This is a genomic window from Escherichia sp. WS1152, from assembly GCF_046487665.1.
GTDB lineage: Bacteria > Pseudomonadota > Gammaproteobacteria > Enterobacterales > Enterobacteriaceae > Escherichia > Escherichia coli.
This window is the reverse complement of record NZ_JBJQJA010000024.1, coordinates 15502-30903: the sequence shown is the minus strand read 5'-3', so window position 1 is coordinate 30903 and position 15402 is coordinate 15502. Positions and strand designations below refer to the sequence as shown.

The window sequence follows — 15402 nt, the reverse complement described above, 5'->3', positions numbered from 1 at the left end:
ATTTTGCGTTCAAACTCCCGGACAAGCCGGGAGTTTGGAGTAGGTTATTCCCACTCTTGCAGGAAACGTTGTCCATACTGGTCAGCTACCAGCAGTGCGGCGTAAACCTGATCTGGCGTCGCGCCGCCAGGCATGTTGTGAATGGTTTCACCTTCTGCACATGCCGCTTCTGCCACAATTCGCATTTTCGCCGGGACATCTTCTTTAATATCCAGTTGAGCGAGAGTTATTGGCAAACCTACCGCATGGCTAAGGGCAGCTACGGTTTCGATTTCCTCCACCGGCGCATTTTCCAGAACCAGCTGCGTCAGCGTACCGAATGCCACTTTTTCACCGTGATAATAGTGATGCGCGTCCGGGATAGCGGTCAGGCCGTTATGCACTGCGTGCGCCGCAGCCAGACCACCACTTTCAAAACCAACACCGCTTAAATAGGTGTTCGCTTCAATCACGCGCTCCAGCGCCGGAGTCACTACATGCTGTTCGGCGGCAAGCATCGCTTTTTCGCCTTCTTCCAGCAGAGTGTTGTAGCACAGTTCTGCCAGTGCCAGCGCCGCCTGGGTACACTTGCCGCCCGCCATAGTGGTAGCGCCGCTACGGGAACAGGCGCGTGCTTCAAACCAGGTTGCCAGCGCATCGCCGATACCCGCCGCTAACAGACGTGCAGGTGCGCCAGCGACGATTTTGGTGTCGACAATGACCATATTCGGGTTATTTGGCAACAGCAGATAGCGGTCAAACTCACCCTCATCGGTGTAGATAACAGACAATGCGCTGCACGGTGCGTCGGTAGAGGCGATAGTCGGTGCGATCGCTACCGGAACACCCATGAAATGTGCCAGTGCTTTGGCAGTATCGAGAGTTTTTCCGCCACCGATACCGAGAATTGCGCCACACTGCGCAGTCTCCGCGATGCCACGCAGACGGTCGATCTCATTTTGCGAACATTCACCGCCAAACGGCGCAATTTCTACTACCAGTCCAGCATCTTTAAAGCTTTTCTCGACAGTGGATTGAGCAAAACCTAAAACAAATTTGTCACCCACCACTAACCAGCGTTCTGCCAGCGGCTTCAGGTATTCGCCCAGACGATTAATCACATCAGCGCCCTGGATGTATTTACCCGGTGATTGAATAATGCGGTCCATAATTGCTCCTTTAGAGATGAGTAGTGCCAAATGCGGCATTCCAGTCGTGTTCGAACTTCTCTATAGCTGACTCTACCGCAGGGGTGTTGAGCATTTGTTGCGCTACATCTAAGGGCAGGGTGATGGACTCACATCCTGCCAGTAAACAGTCCAGCGCCTGACGCGGCGTTTTAAAGCTGGCCGCCAGCACCATGCTTTCTGGTGCGTGCATTTCTAACAGCGCTTGCAGCTCCTGAACCGTACGAATGCCGTCCCCCCCCTGGGCATCTACGCGGTTAACATACGGAGCAACGTATTTTGCCCCTGCCAGCGCGGCCAGTAACCCTTGTGCAGCACTGTACACTGCGGTGCCAAGCGTAGTAATACCCTCTTTTTTCAGCATCTTAATGGCGGCCAGACCTTCGGAAGTCACCGGGATTTTCACCACAATGCCCGGAATGGCGTCGCGCAGACGCTTCGCTTCTTCCACCATCCCCTGCGCGTCGCGGCTCATGGTCTGAGCAAACAGAATGCCCTCATCACCAATCGCTTTTTGCAGACGCGGCAGCACTTCCCATATGGACTCCTTGCTGGCAGCGATAATGCTCGGGTTAGTTGTCACCCCGGCAATCGGGAATATGCGTGCCAGACGTTCGACTTCTGCGACGTTAGCGGTGTCCAGATACAGTTCCATGATGTTTCCTTTTACAGTTCCAGTTCATGTTGCAGCAGGCTGGCGATAGCGTCGGCAGAGGCGGCGTTAACCAGCGCGTTACGGAATTCTTCGTGCATGATGCGGCGAGCGAGGCGCGAGAAAATGCGCATATGCTGATCGCCCGCAGCGTGTTTGTTCAGGGTTAACATAATGATGAATTGCGCTTCATCATCGCCCCAGCGCACCGGCGCTTGCAGACGCGCTACGCTGATGGTGGATTGCTCAATGTGTTCTGATTTGCTGTGGGGAATGGCAAAACTAAAGCCCAGACCGGTAGAGAAAACGGCCTCGCGCGCCCACAAGTCGGCTTCCAGTTTACGCGGATAGCGGCAGCGGCCCGCCAGCAGCAGGTTATCGGTCATGCCTTTGAGTACTTCTTCTTTGCTGCGCCAGTCGCTTTCCAGTGTGATGCACTCGGCGGTGACCAGCGGTGCGTCTTGTTGGGTCATGCGGAATTGCGCCAGCAGGTGTTCCACTTCCAGCGAAGTACGGCAGGCCATTGCCTGGTTGAGCAACTTGCGGCACTCACGGCTATCAAGTTGCGCCATCCGCGCTTTCGCCGCCGGAATTGATGGTGCGCTCATGCTGAGTTCATCCAGCCCTAAGCCGACCAGCAACGGCAGCACGGAACCTTTCGCTCCCAGCTCACCGCACAGACCAATCCATTTGCCCTGGCGATGCACCGCTTGCACGGCGTAATCGAGCGCCCGCAAGAATGCCGGATTCAGGCTGTTGTAGTGACGAGTAACCTTAGCGTTATCGCGATCCACTGCCAGCAGATATTGCGTCAGGTCATTACTACCAATACTAAAGAAATCAATCTCTTCGCAGCATTGATCGATGATGAACATCACCGACGGCACTTCCAGCATGATGCCGAGCTGGATCTTCTCATCAAACGGAATGTGTTCGTTACGCAGTTGCTGTTTGGCTTCCGCCAGTTTTTCTTTCACCCATAAGATCTCTTCCATTGAGGAGATCATCGGGATCATGATTTTCAGGCTGCCGTGAGCAGAGGCACGGAGGATCGACCGTAGTTGTGTGGTGAACAGCGAGGCGTATTCTTCATAAATACGCACCGCGCGATAACCGAGGAACGGGTTAGCTTCTGCCGGAATGTTCAGATAATCAACGGGTTTGTCACCGCCAATATCCATAGTGCGCACAATAATGCTGCGTCCGTTGGCGGACTCCAGCGCTTGACAAAAAATGTTGTACAACTCGCTTTCGCCCGGTGCGCTGGTGCGATCCATATAGAGCATTTCAGTGCGGAACAAACCGACGCCTTCCGCACCATTGCCGAATGCGGCCTGCGCTTCCACGGAGTGAGCGATGTTAGCGGCAATTTCAATGCGGATACCGTCAGCGGTACGGGCTTGTTGGGTCAGCCAGACACGCTGTTGCTCACGAAGGGCGTCCTGTACGCGGGCTTCTTGCTGATAATAACGAGCTACGGCTTCCCCTGGCTCAACCACAATCGCCCCGGCGTTGCCGTCGATATAAATCGTTTGATGCTGCCACGGAGTAAGGGCATCAATATCTACACCAACCAGTGTCGGAATGTTGAACGAACGGGCAAGAATTACGGTATGTGAGGTGGTGCCGCCACTTTTCAGTAACAGACCTTTGAGGTGATTTTTATCCAGTTCGAGGAACTGGCTGGGGGTCAGTTCATCAGCCATACAAATGGCGGGCTGCGTCAGTTTGCCCGGTGCCGGGAAGCGTTGCTCACCGTAGATTTGCTGGAGTAACTGGAAGCAGACGTCGCGTACGTCCAGGGCACGTTCTTGCAGGTAGCTGCTGCTGGAACGGGCGAACTCTTCGCAAAAGTGATTCGCGCTGGCAACAATTGCTTCGGCGCAGCTTAATCCGGCGCTGACGCCTGCCAGTAAATGTTCGTGCAGGGAAGTATCGCCAGCCAGGGATCGGTGCGCTTCCAGAATCGCGCTGGTGGCACCGTCGCTATCCAGCAGACGAAACTCAATGTTTTTCAGTACCAGCGTCAGGCCGTTTTCCAGTGCGGATTGCTCGGCGTCAACGTCTTTGGCTGCGGGAAGATTACCCAGCGCATTGAGATCTAAAGAAGAGATCGGCGTCAGAATGCCGCCTGCGCTACCGCTGCACACGGTGCGGGCGCGGATAATTTGCGGATTCAGATTGGTCAGTGAAACCGGCAGTGGTTCCAGTTCGTCAGATTTAACTTCCGCCAGCGGCGCATCGCAGTGGGGGAATTCATCGCGCAGCCATTGGCTTAAACGCTGGTGCGCTTCCTGTTCGTCGGCCCCGGAAATCAGTAACTGGCAGTTATCGCCCGCCAGCGTGTCGGTGCCAATCAGCGCAAGGGCGCTTTTGGCGTTGCCCTTGCGGTCAGTGCGCAGGTTATGCCACTCAATTTGTGATGAAAAAGTATTACACAGCGTTTCAACGTGGCTTGCCGGACGTGCATGTACGCCGTTAGGTAGCTCACAAATAAATTCCACAATCAGGGCCATTGCCTCTCTCCCGGTACGGTTTTCTGTTTACAGGATAAGAGCGCACGGCAACGGCCTGCCATGTGACAAATCTGCCAAAAGCTGGACAAATGTAATGTAACCGTCAATTTGCGACGCGTCTCACAAGACGCCGTTTTGCGGCATGCTTCCGGATTATCGCAAGTTATGAGGCGGATCGCATTTTTGTACTGATATTACAAAAGTCCAGTAAATGGCCTTTTTATCCACTGTTTGCTCCGCCTGCGATTGCCTATTGTTTCCTCCATCAAAAATATGGACATGGGCTTTCGCAAGCCCGGGAGCAGCTTATGAATGAGTTGATGCAGATCCTGAAAAATGCCCGTCAGCACTTAATGACGGGCGTTTCACACATGATTCCCTTCGTGGTATCGGGCGGTATTTTGCTGGCGGTTTCCGTCATGTTGTATGGCAAAGGCGCAGTGCCGGATGCCGTAGCCGATCCGAATCTGAAAAAACTGTTTGATATCGGCGTTGCAGGTTTGACGCTGATGGTGCCTTTCCTCGCCGCTTACATTGGTTACTCCATTGCAGAGCGTTCTGCGCTGGCTCCGTGCGCTATCGGTGCCTGGGTTGGTAACAGCTTTGGTGCGGGCTTCTTTGGTGCGCTGATCGCCGGGATTATCGGCGGCATAGTGGTGCATTACCTGAAGAAAATTCCGGTGCATAAAGTTCTGCGCTCGGTGATGCCTATCTTCATCATTCCTATCATCGGCACACTGATTACCGCAGGCATCATGATGTGGGGCTTGGGCGAGCCTGTAGGGGCGTTGACCAACAGCCTGACTCAGTGGCTTCAGGGGATGCAGCAGGGCAGCATTGTTATGCTGGCGGTGATCATGGGTCTGATGCTGGCGTTCGATATGGGCGGTCCGGTTAACAAAGTGGCCTATGCCTTCATGCTGATTTGCGTTGCTCAGGGTGTTTATACCGTGGTGGCCATTGCTGCCGTGGGTATTTGTATCCCGCCGCTGGGGATGGGGCTGGCGACGCTGATTGGTCGTAAAAATTTCTCCGCAGAAGAGCGCGAAACCGGTAAAGCGGCGCTGGTGATGGGGTGCGTTGGGGTTACTGAAGGGGCGATTCCTTTCGCCGCTGCCGATCCGCTGCGTGTTATTCCTTCCATCATGGTCGGTTCAGTTTGTGGTGCAGTAACTGCGGCGCTGGTCGGTGCGCAGTGCTATGCAGGCTGGGGTGGTCTGATTGTGCTGCCGGTGGTTGAAGGTAAGTTGGGTTATATCGCAGCAGTGGCTGTCGGGGCGGTTGTGACGGCTGTTTGTGTGAACGTGCTGAAAAGTCTGGCGCGTAAAAATGGGGCTTCGACTGATGAAAAAGAAGACGACCTGGATTTGGATTTTGAAATTAATTAATTGAGGAACGAGCCATGACGAAAATTATTGCAGTAACCGCATGTCCTTCAGGTGTTGCCCATACCTATATGGCGGCAGAGGCGCTGGAAAGTGCCGCGAAAGCGAAAGGCTGGGAAGTGAAAGTAGAAACCCAGGGCTCGATTGGTCTGGAAAACGAACTGACTGCGGAAGATGTGGCGAGCGCCGATATGGTGATTCTGACCAAAGATATCGGCATCAAGTTTGAAGAGCGTTTTGCTGGCAAGACCATTGTGCGCGTCAACATCAGCGACGCGGTAAAACGCGCTGACGCCATTATGAGCAAAATTGAAGCTCACCTGGCGCAAACCGCTTAAGTTCTTCTCCCGCTCGCAAGGGCGGGTTCGCTTTCCCACAGGAGTTCCTCATGACGAATCGTATCTCTCGCCTCAAAACTGCACTGTTTGCCAATACCCGTGAAATCTCGCTGGAGCGTGCGCTGCTTTATACCGCCAGCCATCGGCAAACCGAAGGCGAACCGGTGATATTGCGCCGGGCGAAAGCAACAGCGTATATCCTTGAACATGTTGAAATTTCGATTCGTGATGAAGAACTGATTGCCGGTAACCGCACGGTGAAACCGCGCGCCGGGATTATGTCGCCGGAAATGGACCCTTACTGGTTGCTGAAAGAGTTGGACCAGTTCCCGACGCGTCCGCAGGACCGCTTTGCTATCAGCGAAGAAGATAAACGTATCTACCGTGAAGAGTTGTTCCCGTACTGGGAAAAACGTTCGATGAAAGATTTCATCAACGGGCAGATGACGGATGAAGTAAAAGCCGCGACCAGCACGCAGATTTTCAGCATCAACCAGACGGATAAAGGCCAGGGGCACATTATTATTGATTACCCGCGCCTGCTGAATCACGGGCTGGGTGAGCTGGTAGCGCAAATGCAGCAACATTGTCAGCAACAGCCGGAGAATCACTTTTATCAGGCAGCGCTGTTACTGCTCGAAGCCTCGCAGAAACACATTTTGCGTTACGCCGAACTGGCGGAAACGATGGCGGCAAGCTGCACTGATGCCCAGCGTCGCGAAGAACTGCTGACTATTGCGGAGATCTCCCGCCATAACGCCGAACATAAGCCGCAGACGTTCTGGCAGGCGTGCCAGTTATTCTGGTACATGAACATCATTCTGCAATACGAATCCAACGCCAGTTCGCTGTCTTTAGGGCGCTTCGACCAGTATATGTTGCCGTTCTATCAGGCATCTTTAACCCAGGGCGAAGATCCGGCGTTCCTGAAAGAACTGCTCGAATCTTTATGGGTGAAATGCAACGACATTGTGCTGTTGCGCTCCACCAGCAGCGCGCGTTATTTCGCAGGTTTCCCGACTGGCTATACCGCACTGCTCGGCGGGTTAACCGAGAACGGACGTAGCGCGGTGAACGTGCTTTCGTTCCTCTGCCTCGATGCCTATCAAAGCGTACAATTACCGCAACCGAACCTAGGGGTGCGCACTAACGCCTTGATCGACACGCCGTTCCTGATGAAAACCGCAGAAACCATTCGCCTCGGCACCGGTATTCCGCAAATCTTTAACGATGAAGTGGTGGTGCCAGCGTTCCTCAACCGTGGCGTTTCGCTGGAAGATGCGCGCGACTATTCCGTAGTGGGCTGTGTGGAATTATCTATTCCCGGCAGAACCTACGGCTTGCATGACATCGCGATGTTTAATCTGCTGAAAGTGATGGAAATCTGCCTGCATGAAAATGAAGGCAATGCTGCGCTGACTTATGAAGGTTTACTGGAGCAGATCCGCGCCAAGATCAGCCACTACATCACCCTGATGGTTGAGGGCAGCAATATTTGTGATATCGGCCATCGCGACTGGGCACCTGTACCGCTGCTCTCGTCTTTTATCAGCGATTGTCTGGAAAAAGGTCGCGATATTACCGATGGCGGCGCGCGTTATAACTTCTCCGGCGTACAGGGAATTGGTATCGCCAACCTGAGCGATTCTCTCCATGCGTTGAAAGGGATGGTTTTTGATCAACAGCGTTTAAGTTTTGACGAATTGCTGTCGGTATTAAAAGCCAACTTTGCAACGCCAGAAGGCGAAAAAGTCCGCGCTCGCTTAATTAACCGCTTTGAGAAATACGGTAACGATATCGACGAGGTGGATAACATTAGCGCCGAACTGTTGCGCCACTACTGCAAAGAAGTGGAAAAATACCAGAACCCGCGCGGCGGTTACTTCACGCCGGGATCGTATACCGTTTCTGCTCACGTCCCGTTGGGATCGGTGGTTGGTGCGACGCCAGACGGTCGTTTTGCCGGGGAACAACTGGCAGACGGCGGCTTGTCACCCATGCTGGGCCAGGACGCACAAGGGCCAACAGCGGTACTGAAGTCAGTCAGTAAGCTCGATAATACGCTGCTGTCTAACGGTACGTTGCTGAACGTGAAATTCACTCCGGCGACCCTGGAAGGTGAAGCGGGATTACGCAAACTGGCCGACTTCTTACGGGCGTTTACCCAGCTTAAGTTGCAGCATATTCAGTTTAACGTGGTGAACGCCGACACGTTGCGGGAAGCGCAACAGCGCCCACAAGATTATGCCGGGCTGGTGGTGCGCGTTGCCGGATACAGCGCCTTCTTTGTCGAACTGTCGAAGGAGATCCAGGATGACATCATCCGTCGGACAGCGCATCAGCTGTAACGTTGTGGAAACGCGCCGCAATGATGTGGCGCGCATTTTCAACATTCAGCGTTATTCACTGAATGACGGCGAGGGCATTCGTACGGTGGTCTTTTTTAAAGGCTGTCCGCATCTTTGCCCGTGGTGTGCTAATCCGGAGTCGATCTCCGGCAAAATCCAGACGGTACGCAGAGAGGCGAAATGTCTGCACTGTGCGAAATGTTTGCGTGATGCGGATGAATGCCCCTCCGGGGCGTTTGAACGGATTGGTCGCGATATCAGCCTTGACGCGCTGGAACGGGAAGTGATGAAAGATGACATTTTCTTTCGCACGTCCGGCGGCGGCGTCACGCTTTCTGGCGGCGAAGTGTTAATGCAGGCGGAGTTTGCTACCCGTTTTTTACAGCGGCTGCGGTTGTGGGGCGTGTCATGCGCCATTGAAACTGCCGGAGACGCGCCAGCCAGCAAGCTGTTACCGCTGGCGAAATTGTGCGATGAAGTGTTGTTCGATTTAAAAATTATGGACGCGACTCAGGCGCGGGATGTGGTGAAGATGAACCTGCCACGCGTGCTGGAGAATCTGCGTTTGCTGGTGAGTGAGGGCGTCAACGTGATCCCGCGTTTACCGCTGATCCCTGGTTTCACGCTCAGCCGGGAGAATATGCAGCAGGCGCTGGATGTACTGATCCCGCTGAAAATCAGGCAGATCCATCTGTTACCGTTTCATCAGTACGGCGAACCGAAATACCGCCTGCTGGGGAAAACATGGTCGATGAAAGAGGTGCCTGCGCCGTCGTCAGCCGATGTGACAACGATGCGCGAAATGGCAGAACGGGCCGGATTTCAGGTTACCGTGGGAGGTTAAAATGGCATACCTGGTGGCAGTAACCGCCTGCGTAAGCGGCGTGGCGCATACATATATGGCGGCGGAACGGCTGGAAAAGTTGTGCCTGTTAGAGAAGTGGGGAGTCAGCATTGAAACTCAGGGCGCGCTGGGAACGGAGAATCGTTTAGCGGACGAGGATATCCGTCGGGCGGATGTTGCTCTGTTGATTACGGATATCGAGCTTGCCGGTGCCGAGCGATTTGAACATTGCCGCTATGTGCAATGCAGCATCTACGCATTCCTGCGTGAGCCGCAGCGGGTAATGAGCGCGGTGCGCAAAGTGCTTTCTGCGCCGCAGCAAACCCATCTTATTCTGGAGTAGTCGGTTTTTCTGTCAGTTGGCTGTGGTACTGCCGGCGATATTCCGACGGCGAGCGTTCGGTGTTTTTACGAAACAGACGGCAGAAGTAGTTGCTGTCGACAAAGCCGCAGGCGTGCGCCACTTCTTTTACCTTCAGGTCATAGCCTTTCAATAACGTCTTAGCGTGCTCCAGTCGCGTGTGATTCAGGTATTCGTTAAAACCAATGGCCCCCGTTTTTTGAAACAGGTGCGAGAGATAGTTTGGTGAAATATAGAATGCCTGTGCGACAGATTCGCGGGTAAGCGCGGAGGCATAGCGTTCGTCGATATAATCGCGAATAGCTTCGAATAGTGCCTGGCTGCGTGAGGCGGTCTGGATTTGGCTGCCAAGCAAATCGCGGCAGTGGCTAAGCAGGCTGGCGACGATAAGCCTTGCCGTTTGCTGCTCCTGCGGCTGCATTTGCATTTCATTGAGCGTTTGTAGCAGAAAAGAACCTATGCGTGGGCCGCGTCGGGCGACGTGTTGCTTCGCCAGATTTTGATATTGTTTGCCATCCCATTGCACGACGCTGAAGCCGAGTTGCTGTTTGCCAAACAGCACGCTAAAGGTAGTAGCGGGGGCTTGCCATTGTGGAAAATTCCAGCCACCAGCGGCAACGTACAGCACATCGCCGGGAACTAACGTTGCTCCAGCGCCGGTATCAACAAACTCACCTTCCAGCACAATTTCCAGCCGTGGAAAATCGACCTGATACGCAAGATCGGGCACCGGGCCGTTACTGCTGGCAAAGTAAATCTGGCGCAGGGACAGCGGGCCGTTGATCAGGCGGGAGAGCAGATAGCTGACGTCGTGATACATGTTATTCCCTTAGGTATGTAGACGGGAAAACAGTAACTGGCCTTATTAAAAAAGGCCACCTGAAAAGTGTGGCCTGAGGGGAGTTCGATGTAAACATTGCGGCAGTTGTATTGCCGGATGTGGCGTAAACGCCTTATCCAGTCTACCGCCGCGATCTGTAGGCCGGATAAGACGCGTCAAGCGTCGCATCCGGCAAATAGCGCCTGGCTGATAATTACTGATTACCCACCTGATCGCCATACGGCAGTGTGTCGTAATCGATCAGCGCGTTTTTCTTGTACGGGTTACCAATCCAGCGGGTAGTTTCTTTGAACTGCGGATTCACCACTGAACGGGTTGGATCGTAACCGTCGTAAGATAAGCCCGCCAAATCTGACCAGGTGTGGATCAGTTCCGCCAGGCTGTATTTACGATCGACATCCTGTGAGAAATCACGCGGATGAGTCGCTTGCCATTTTTCCGACGTCCACAGCAGGAACGGAATGGTGTACATATGACGCGTCGGGTTGTCCTCATTACGCCCCTGGGTTTTATGAGGCGGCGTGTCGTAAACCTCTTCACCGTGGTCAGAGAAGTAAACCAGGAATCCGTTCGGGTCTGCCGCTTTAAAGTCTTTAATCAGGCTGGCAACCACATGATCGTTATACAGGTTAGCGTTGTCATAATCGTTATATGACTCCAGCTCTTCCGCGTTTAATCCCGGCGGAATATGATCGGTATTGCCATCAAACTTGCCCTGATTTTCCGGGTAGCGGTATTTGTATTTGATATGCGTACCCAGCAGATGAACGATGATCAGTTTCTTCGGCGCAGGGTCCTTCAGCACTTCCTGGAACGGCTTCAGCACGTTGGTGTCGTATTCACGCGCACTCTGTGTACGTTGCTGGTTCATGTAGTACTGCTTGTCGGTCTGGCGCGAAAATACCGTCAGCATGGTATTGCGGGCGGTCATCGTCTGCTGGTTGGTGATCCAGAAGGTTTTATAACCCGCCTGTTTCATCATGTTCATCAGCGACGGCTGCGTCAGATACAGATCCGGGTTCTTTTCATTGGCAAAGGTCAGCGCCTGTTGCAGGATTTCAATGGTGTACGGACGAGACGTAACTACGTTATTAAACACGGTTAGATTCGGATCGGTTTTATGCAGCGCATCCAGCTCCGGCGTGGTTTCACGCGGATAACCGTACAGACTCATGCGTCCACGCTGGGTTGACTCGCCAATCACCAGCACTAAGGTGCGCGGTTCGTTACCCGATTCATCTTTGAAATTAGCCAGCGGCGGCAAGGCATTATTTTCATTCAGTAGCTTTGTTAGCGAGTTTAGTTGCTGACGATACTGATAATAGCCGGTCAGGAATTGCCACGGTGCGGCAGGCTCCATACGCGAGGCCAGGTTATCCAACGTTTTCTCAAACGGCTTGTTTTTGATAAACGTATTCATGGCGATCGGATGCAGAATCAAGCCATAAAGCAGGGCAAAAGAGACAACATAACGCCACGGCTTTGGAATATAGACCGGGCGCAGGCGTGTCCACAGCAGAACTGCCACCGCCGTATAGGCCAGCGCGATAAGCACAATTTTCAGGCTGAAATACTGGCTTAAATACTCGCTGGCTTCGTTGGTGTTGGTTTCGAACATCACAAACAGAACGCTCTGCGAGAACTCCTGACCGTAGATGACGTAGTAGCACAGCGCCGCCAGAGAGGCCGCCCATAGCACCACGCCGATCACTGCGGCAATAATTTTGATCCGCTTCGGAAAGAGGAATACCGGGATCAACCACAGCGAGCTGAATAACAGCGAGTCGCGAATGCCGTTGGTGCCACTATAACCACTGATGTAAATAATGGCCTGTAGCAGAGTAGAGAAAAACCAAAAGTAGAGCAGTGCCCAACCCAGGGCTTTCCAGCTAAAAAGAGGTTTAGCCTGGACTTCTGTGGAATGCATAGTAAGAACCTGTCTTGAAAAAATATCGCCGAATGTACCGACAATTCCTTAAGGATATCTGAAGGGATATCCAGAATTTGAATAAAATGCAGACAGAAATATATTGAAAACGAGGGTGTTAGAACAGAAGTATTTCAGAAAACCCTCGCGCAAAAGCACGAGGGTTTGCAGGAGAGGAAGATTAGCCGGTATTACGCATACCTGCCGCAATCCCGGCAATAGTGACCATTAACGCTTGTTCGACGCGAGGATCCGGTTCCTGGCCTTCTTTTTCTGCCTGGCGGGAGCGGTGCAGCAACTCGGCTTGCAATACGTTCAGCGGGTCGGTGTAAATATTCCGTAGCTGAATAGACTCTGCAATCCACGGCAGATCGGCCATCAGATGGGAATCGTTGGCAATTGCCAGCACCACTTTGATGTCTTCTTCTTGCAGATTGCGTAACTCTTTACCTAACGGCCACAGTGCTTTGTCTACCAGGCGTTGGTCATAGTATTCCGCCAGCCACAGATCTGCTTTGGCGAATACCATTTCCAGCATGCCGAGACGCGTCGAGAAGAATGGCCAATCGCGGCACATAGCCTCCAGCTCGCTCTGTTTGCCATCTTCGACCACTTTTTGCAGCGCTGTACCTGCACCCAGCCAGGCGGGGAGCATCAGACGGTTTTGCGTCCAGGCAAAAATCCACGGAATGGCGCGCAGCGACTCGACGCCGCCGGTCGGGCGACGTTTCGCCGGACGTGAACCCAACGGCAGTTTGCCCAGTTCTTGTTCCGGTGTAGCGGAGCGGAAGTAAGGCACAAAATCTTTGTTTTCACGTACGTAGCCACGGTAGAGATCGCAGGAGATGACTGATAGTTCATCCATAATGCGACGCCAGCTCTCTTTCGGCTCAGGTGGTGGCAGCAGGTTGGCTTCCAGAATCGCCCCGGTGTAAAGCGACAGGCTGCTGACGGTGATTTCTGGCAGACCATATTTAAAGCGGATCATCTCGCCCTGTTCAGTCACGCGCAGGCCACCTTTCAGGCTTCCTGGCGGTTGTGACAGCAGCGCCGCATGAGCAGGTGCGCCGCCGCGACCAATGGAACCGCCGCGACCGTGGAACAACGTCAGCTCAATACCCGCTTTTTCGCAGGTTTTGATTAATGCATCCTGTGCCTGATATTGCGCCCAGGAAGCTGCCATCACGCCCGCATCTTTTGCTGAGTCGGAATAGCCAATCATCACCATCTGTTTGCCCTGAATCAGGCCGCGATACCAGTCGATATTCAGCAGCTGGGTCATGACATCGTTGGCGTTGTTCAGGTCATCGAGGGTTTCAAACAGCGGAGCAACCGGCATTGCAAACCCGATACCCGCTTCTTTCAGCAGCAGGTGGACAGCCAGCACGTCGGACGGCGTTTTCGCCATCGAGATCACGTAGGCGGCAATGGAGCCTTGCGGCGCTTCGGCAATCACCTGGCAGGTATCGAGCACTTCGCGCGTTTCGGCGCTTGGTTGCCAGTTGCGCGGCAGAAGCGGACGTTTGGAGTTCAGTTCGCGGATCAGGAACGCCTGTTTGTCGGCCTCTGACCAGCTTTCGTAGTCGCCGATACCGAGGTAGCGGGTCAGCTCGCCCAGCGCTTCGGTATGGCGGGTGCTCTCCTGACGGATATCAATACGGACCAGCGGTACGCCGAAACATTTCACGCGGCGCAGGGTGTCGAGCAGATCGCCGTTGGCGATAATACCCATGCCACACGCCTGAAGTGACTGGTAGCAAGCGTAGAGCGGTTCCCACAGTTCTTCGTTTTGTGTCAGCAGGCCTTCTGGTTTTGGCAGTTCTTCGCCTTTCAGGCGCGCTTCCAGCCATGCCTGTGTCGCCATCAGGCGAGAACGCAGGTTTTTCATCAGATAGCGATACGGTTCTGCGGCACCTTCTTCGCCAACCAGCGCCAGCAGTTCAGGGGTCGCTTCAACCATCGACAGTTCAGAAACCAGCACCTGAATATCTTTCAGGAACAAATCGGTGGCTTTCCAACGGCTGAGCAGCAGGACGTGGCGGGTGATATCGGCAGTGACGTTTGGGTTGCCGTCGCGGTCACCGCCCATCCACGAGGTAAAACGTACCGGAACAAATTCGACGGGCAGTTTGTAGCCGAGGTTCTCTTCCAGTTGTTCGTTCAGTTCGCGCAGGTAATTCGGTACGCCTTGCCACAGGCTGTTTTCTACTACGGCAAAGCCCCATTTGGCTTCATCTACCGGGCTTGGACGCAGCTTACGGATTTCATCGGTATGCCATGACTGGGCGATCAACTGGCGCAGGCGGCGCATCAGCTGGTTGTGTTCGTAGTCAGCGATATCTTTGTTATCGAGCTGTTTTAAACAGGCGTTCACTTCCACCATTTTGTGGATCAGTGTACGACGGGTAATTTCGGTTGGGTGAGCCGTGAGGACCAGTTCCAGCGACAGCGATTCCACTGCTTTTTTGATGGTGTCTTCGCTCAGTTCCGGCTGGTTTTTCAGTTTACGCAGGGTGCGGGCGATCACTTCCGGGTTGCTGGCAGCTTCGCCTTTCGGCGAAATGCTGTGGTATTGCTCGGCGGTGTTGGCCAGGTTCAGGAACTGACTAAACGCACGCGCAACGGGCAGCAGCTCGTCGTTCGACAAATTTTGTAAGGTGGTGAGCAACTCCTGGCGGTTAGCATCATTGCCAGCGCGTGAAGATTTGGACAACTTACGGATAGTTTCTACGCGTTCAAGAATGTGTTCTCCCAACGCATCCTTGATGGTTTCTCCCAGCACTTTGCCGAGCATACTGACATTACTACGCAATGCGGAATATTGTTCGTTCATATTACCCCAGACACCCCATCTTATCGTTTGATAGCCCTGTATCCTTCACGTCGCATTGGCGCGAATATGCTCGGGCTTTGCTTTTCGTCGTCTTTTATAAAGCCACGTAAAAGCGGTGACGTCAAATGCTGCGAAATCGCTTCAGCAAACGAATAAATAGCAGGAATTTACGTCATTAAATTCACGACGCT

11 protein-coding genes are annotated in these 15402 nt (G+C 53.5%); 5 read left to right on the top strand and 6 right to left on the bottom strand.

Annotated features, from left to right (window positions below; translation table 11 throughout):
* Nucleotides 1-44 precede the first annotated feature (44 nt).
* From gldA to ptsP, 3 genes are read right to left on the bottom strand one after another with little or no spacing between them, the layout of a single operon-like run.
* Complete coding sequence (gldA, locus tag ACJHW7_RS22655; RefSeq protein WP_000374004.1) at nt 45-1148, bottom strand: bifunctional L-1,2-propanediol dehydrogenase/glycerol dehydrogenase; 1104 nt, start codon at nt 1146-1148, stop codon at nt 45-47.
* 10 nt (nt 1149-1158) lie between these two features.
* Complete coding sequence (gene fsa / locus ACJHW7_RS22650; RefSeq protein WP_000424845.1) at nt 1159-1821, bottom strand: fructose-6-phosphate aldolase; 663 nt, start codon at nt 1819-1821, stop codon at nt 1159-1161.
* 11 nt (nt 1822-1832) lie between these two features.
* Nucleotides 1833-4334, bottom strand: a complete 2502-nt coding sequence (ptsP, locus tag ACJHW7_RS22645) for a phosphoenolpyruvate--protein phosphotransferase (RefSeq protein WP_023308545.1) — start codon at nt 4332-4334, stop codon at nt 1833-1835.
* Between the two features lie 308 nt (nt 4335-4642).
* On the opposite strand from ptsP, the gene ACJHW7_RS22640 reads away from it, so the two are divergent.
* Genes ACJHW7_RS22640 through ACJHW7_RS22620 form a run of 5 tightly spaced genes read left to right on the top strand, consistent with a single transcriptional unit; the run spans nt 4643 to nt 9592 of the window.
* On the top strand, nt 4643-5722 hold the full coding sequence (locus ACJHW7_RS22640) for a PTS fructose transporter subunit EIIC (RefSeq protein WP_021557392.1): 1080 nt from the start codon (nt 4643-4645) through the stop codon (nt 5720-5722).
* Nucleotides 5723-5736: 14 nt separating this feature from the next.
* Nucleotides 5737-6057 (top strand): PTS fructose-like transporter subunit IIB, encoded by a 321-nt coding sequence (locus tag ACJHW7_RS22635; protein WP_000161265.1) that lies wholly within the window; start codon nt 5737-5739, stop codon nt 6055-6057.
* A gap of 50 nt (nt 6058-6107) precedes the next feature.
* The gene (locus ACJHW7_RS22630) at nt 6108-8405 is read left to right on the top strand and encodes a formate C-acetyltransferase (RefSeq protein ID WP_021557393.1); all 2298 of its coding nucleotides are present in this window, start codon (nt 6108-6110) and stop codon (nt 8403-8405) included.
* On the top strand, nt 8371-9249 hold the full coding sequence (locus tag ACJHW7_RS22625) for a [formate-C-acetyltransferase]-activating enzyme (protein WP_021557394.1): 879 nt from the start codon (nt 8371-8373) through the stop codon (nt 9247-9249). The genes ACJHW7_RS22630 and ACJHW7_RS22625 overlap by 35 nt, the downstream gene beginning before the upstream one ends.
* A gap of 1 nt (nt 9250) precedes the next feature.
* On the top strand, nt 9251-9592 hold the full coding sequence (locus ACJHW7_RS22620) for a PTS fructose-like transporter subunit IIB (RefSeq protein ID WP_000323846.1): 342 nt from the start codon (nt 9251-9253) through the stop codon (nt 9590-9592).
* Here the strand turns inward: ACJHW7_RS22620 and ACJHW7_RS22615 are convergent.
* The 3 genes from ACJHW7_RS22615 to ppc all read right to left on the bottom strand — a co-directional run bounded on the left by ACJHW7_RS22615 (nt 9579) and on the right by ppc (nt 15211).
* Entirely contained in the window at nt 9579-10430 is an 852-nt protein-coding gene (locus ACJHW7_RS22615; RefSeq protein WP_000274629.1) for an AraC family transcriptional regulator, read from the bottom strand. The two genes, ACJHW7_RS22620 and ACJHW7_RS22615, sit on opposite strands and share 14 nt — an antisense overlap.
* Nucleotides 10431-10644: 214 nt before the next feature.
* Nucleotides 10645-12378: a phosphoethanolamine transferase CptA gene (locus ACJHW7_RS22610; protein WP_021557395.1), complete on the bottom strand. Its 1734-nt coding sequence runs from the start codon at nt 12376-12378 to the stop codon at nt 10645-10647.
* A 181-nt stretch (nt 12379-12559) separates the two neighbouring features.
* Nucleotides 12560-15211: a phosphoenolpyruvate carboxylase gene (gene ppc / locus ACJHW7_RS22605; protein WP_001005579.1), complete on the bottom strand. Its 2652-nt coding sequence runs from the start codon at nt 15209-15211 to the stop codon at nt 12560-12562.
* Nucleotides 15212-15402: the final 191 nt, after the last annotated feature.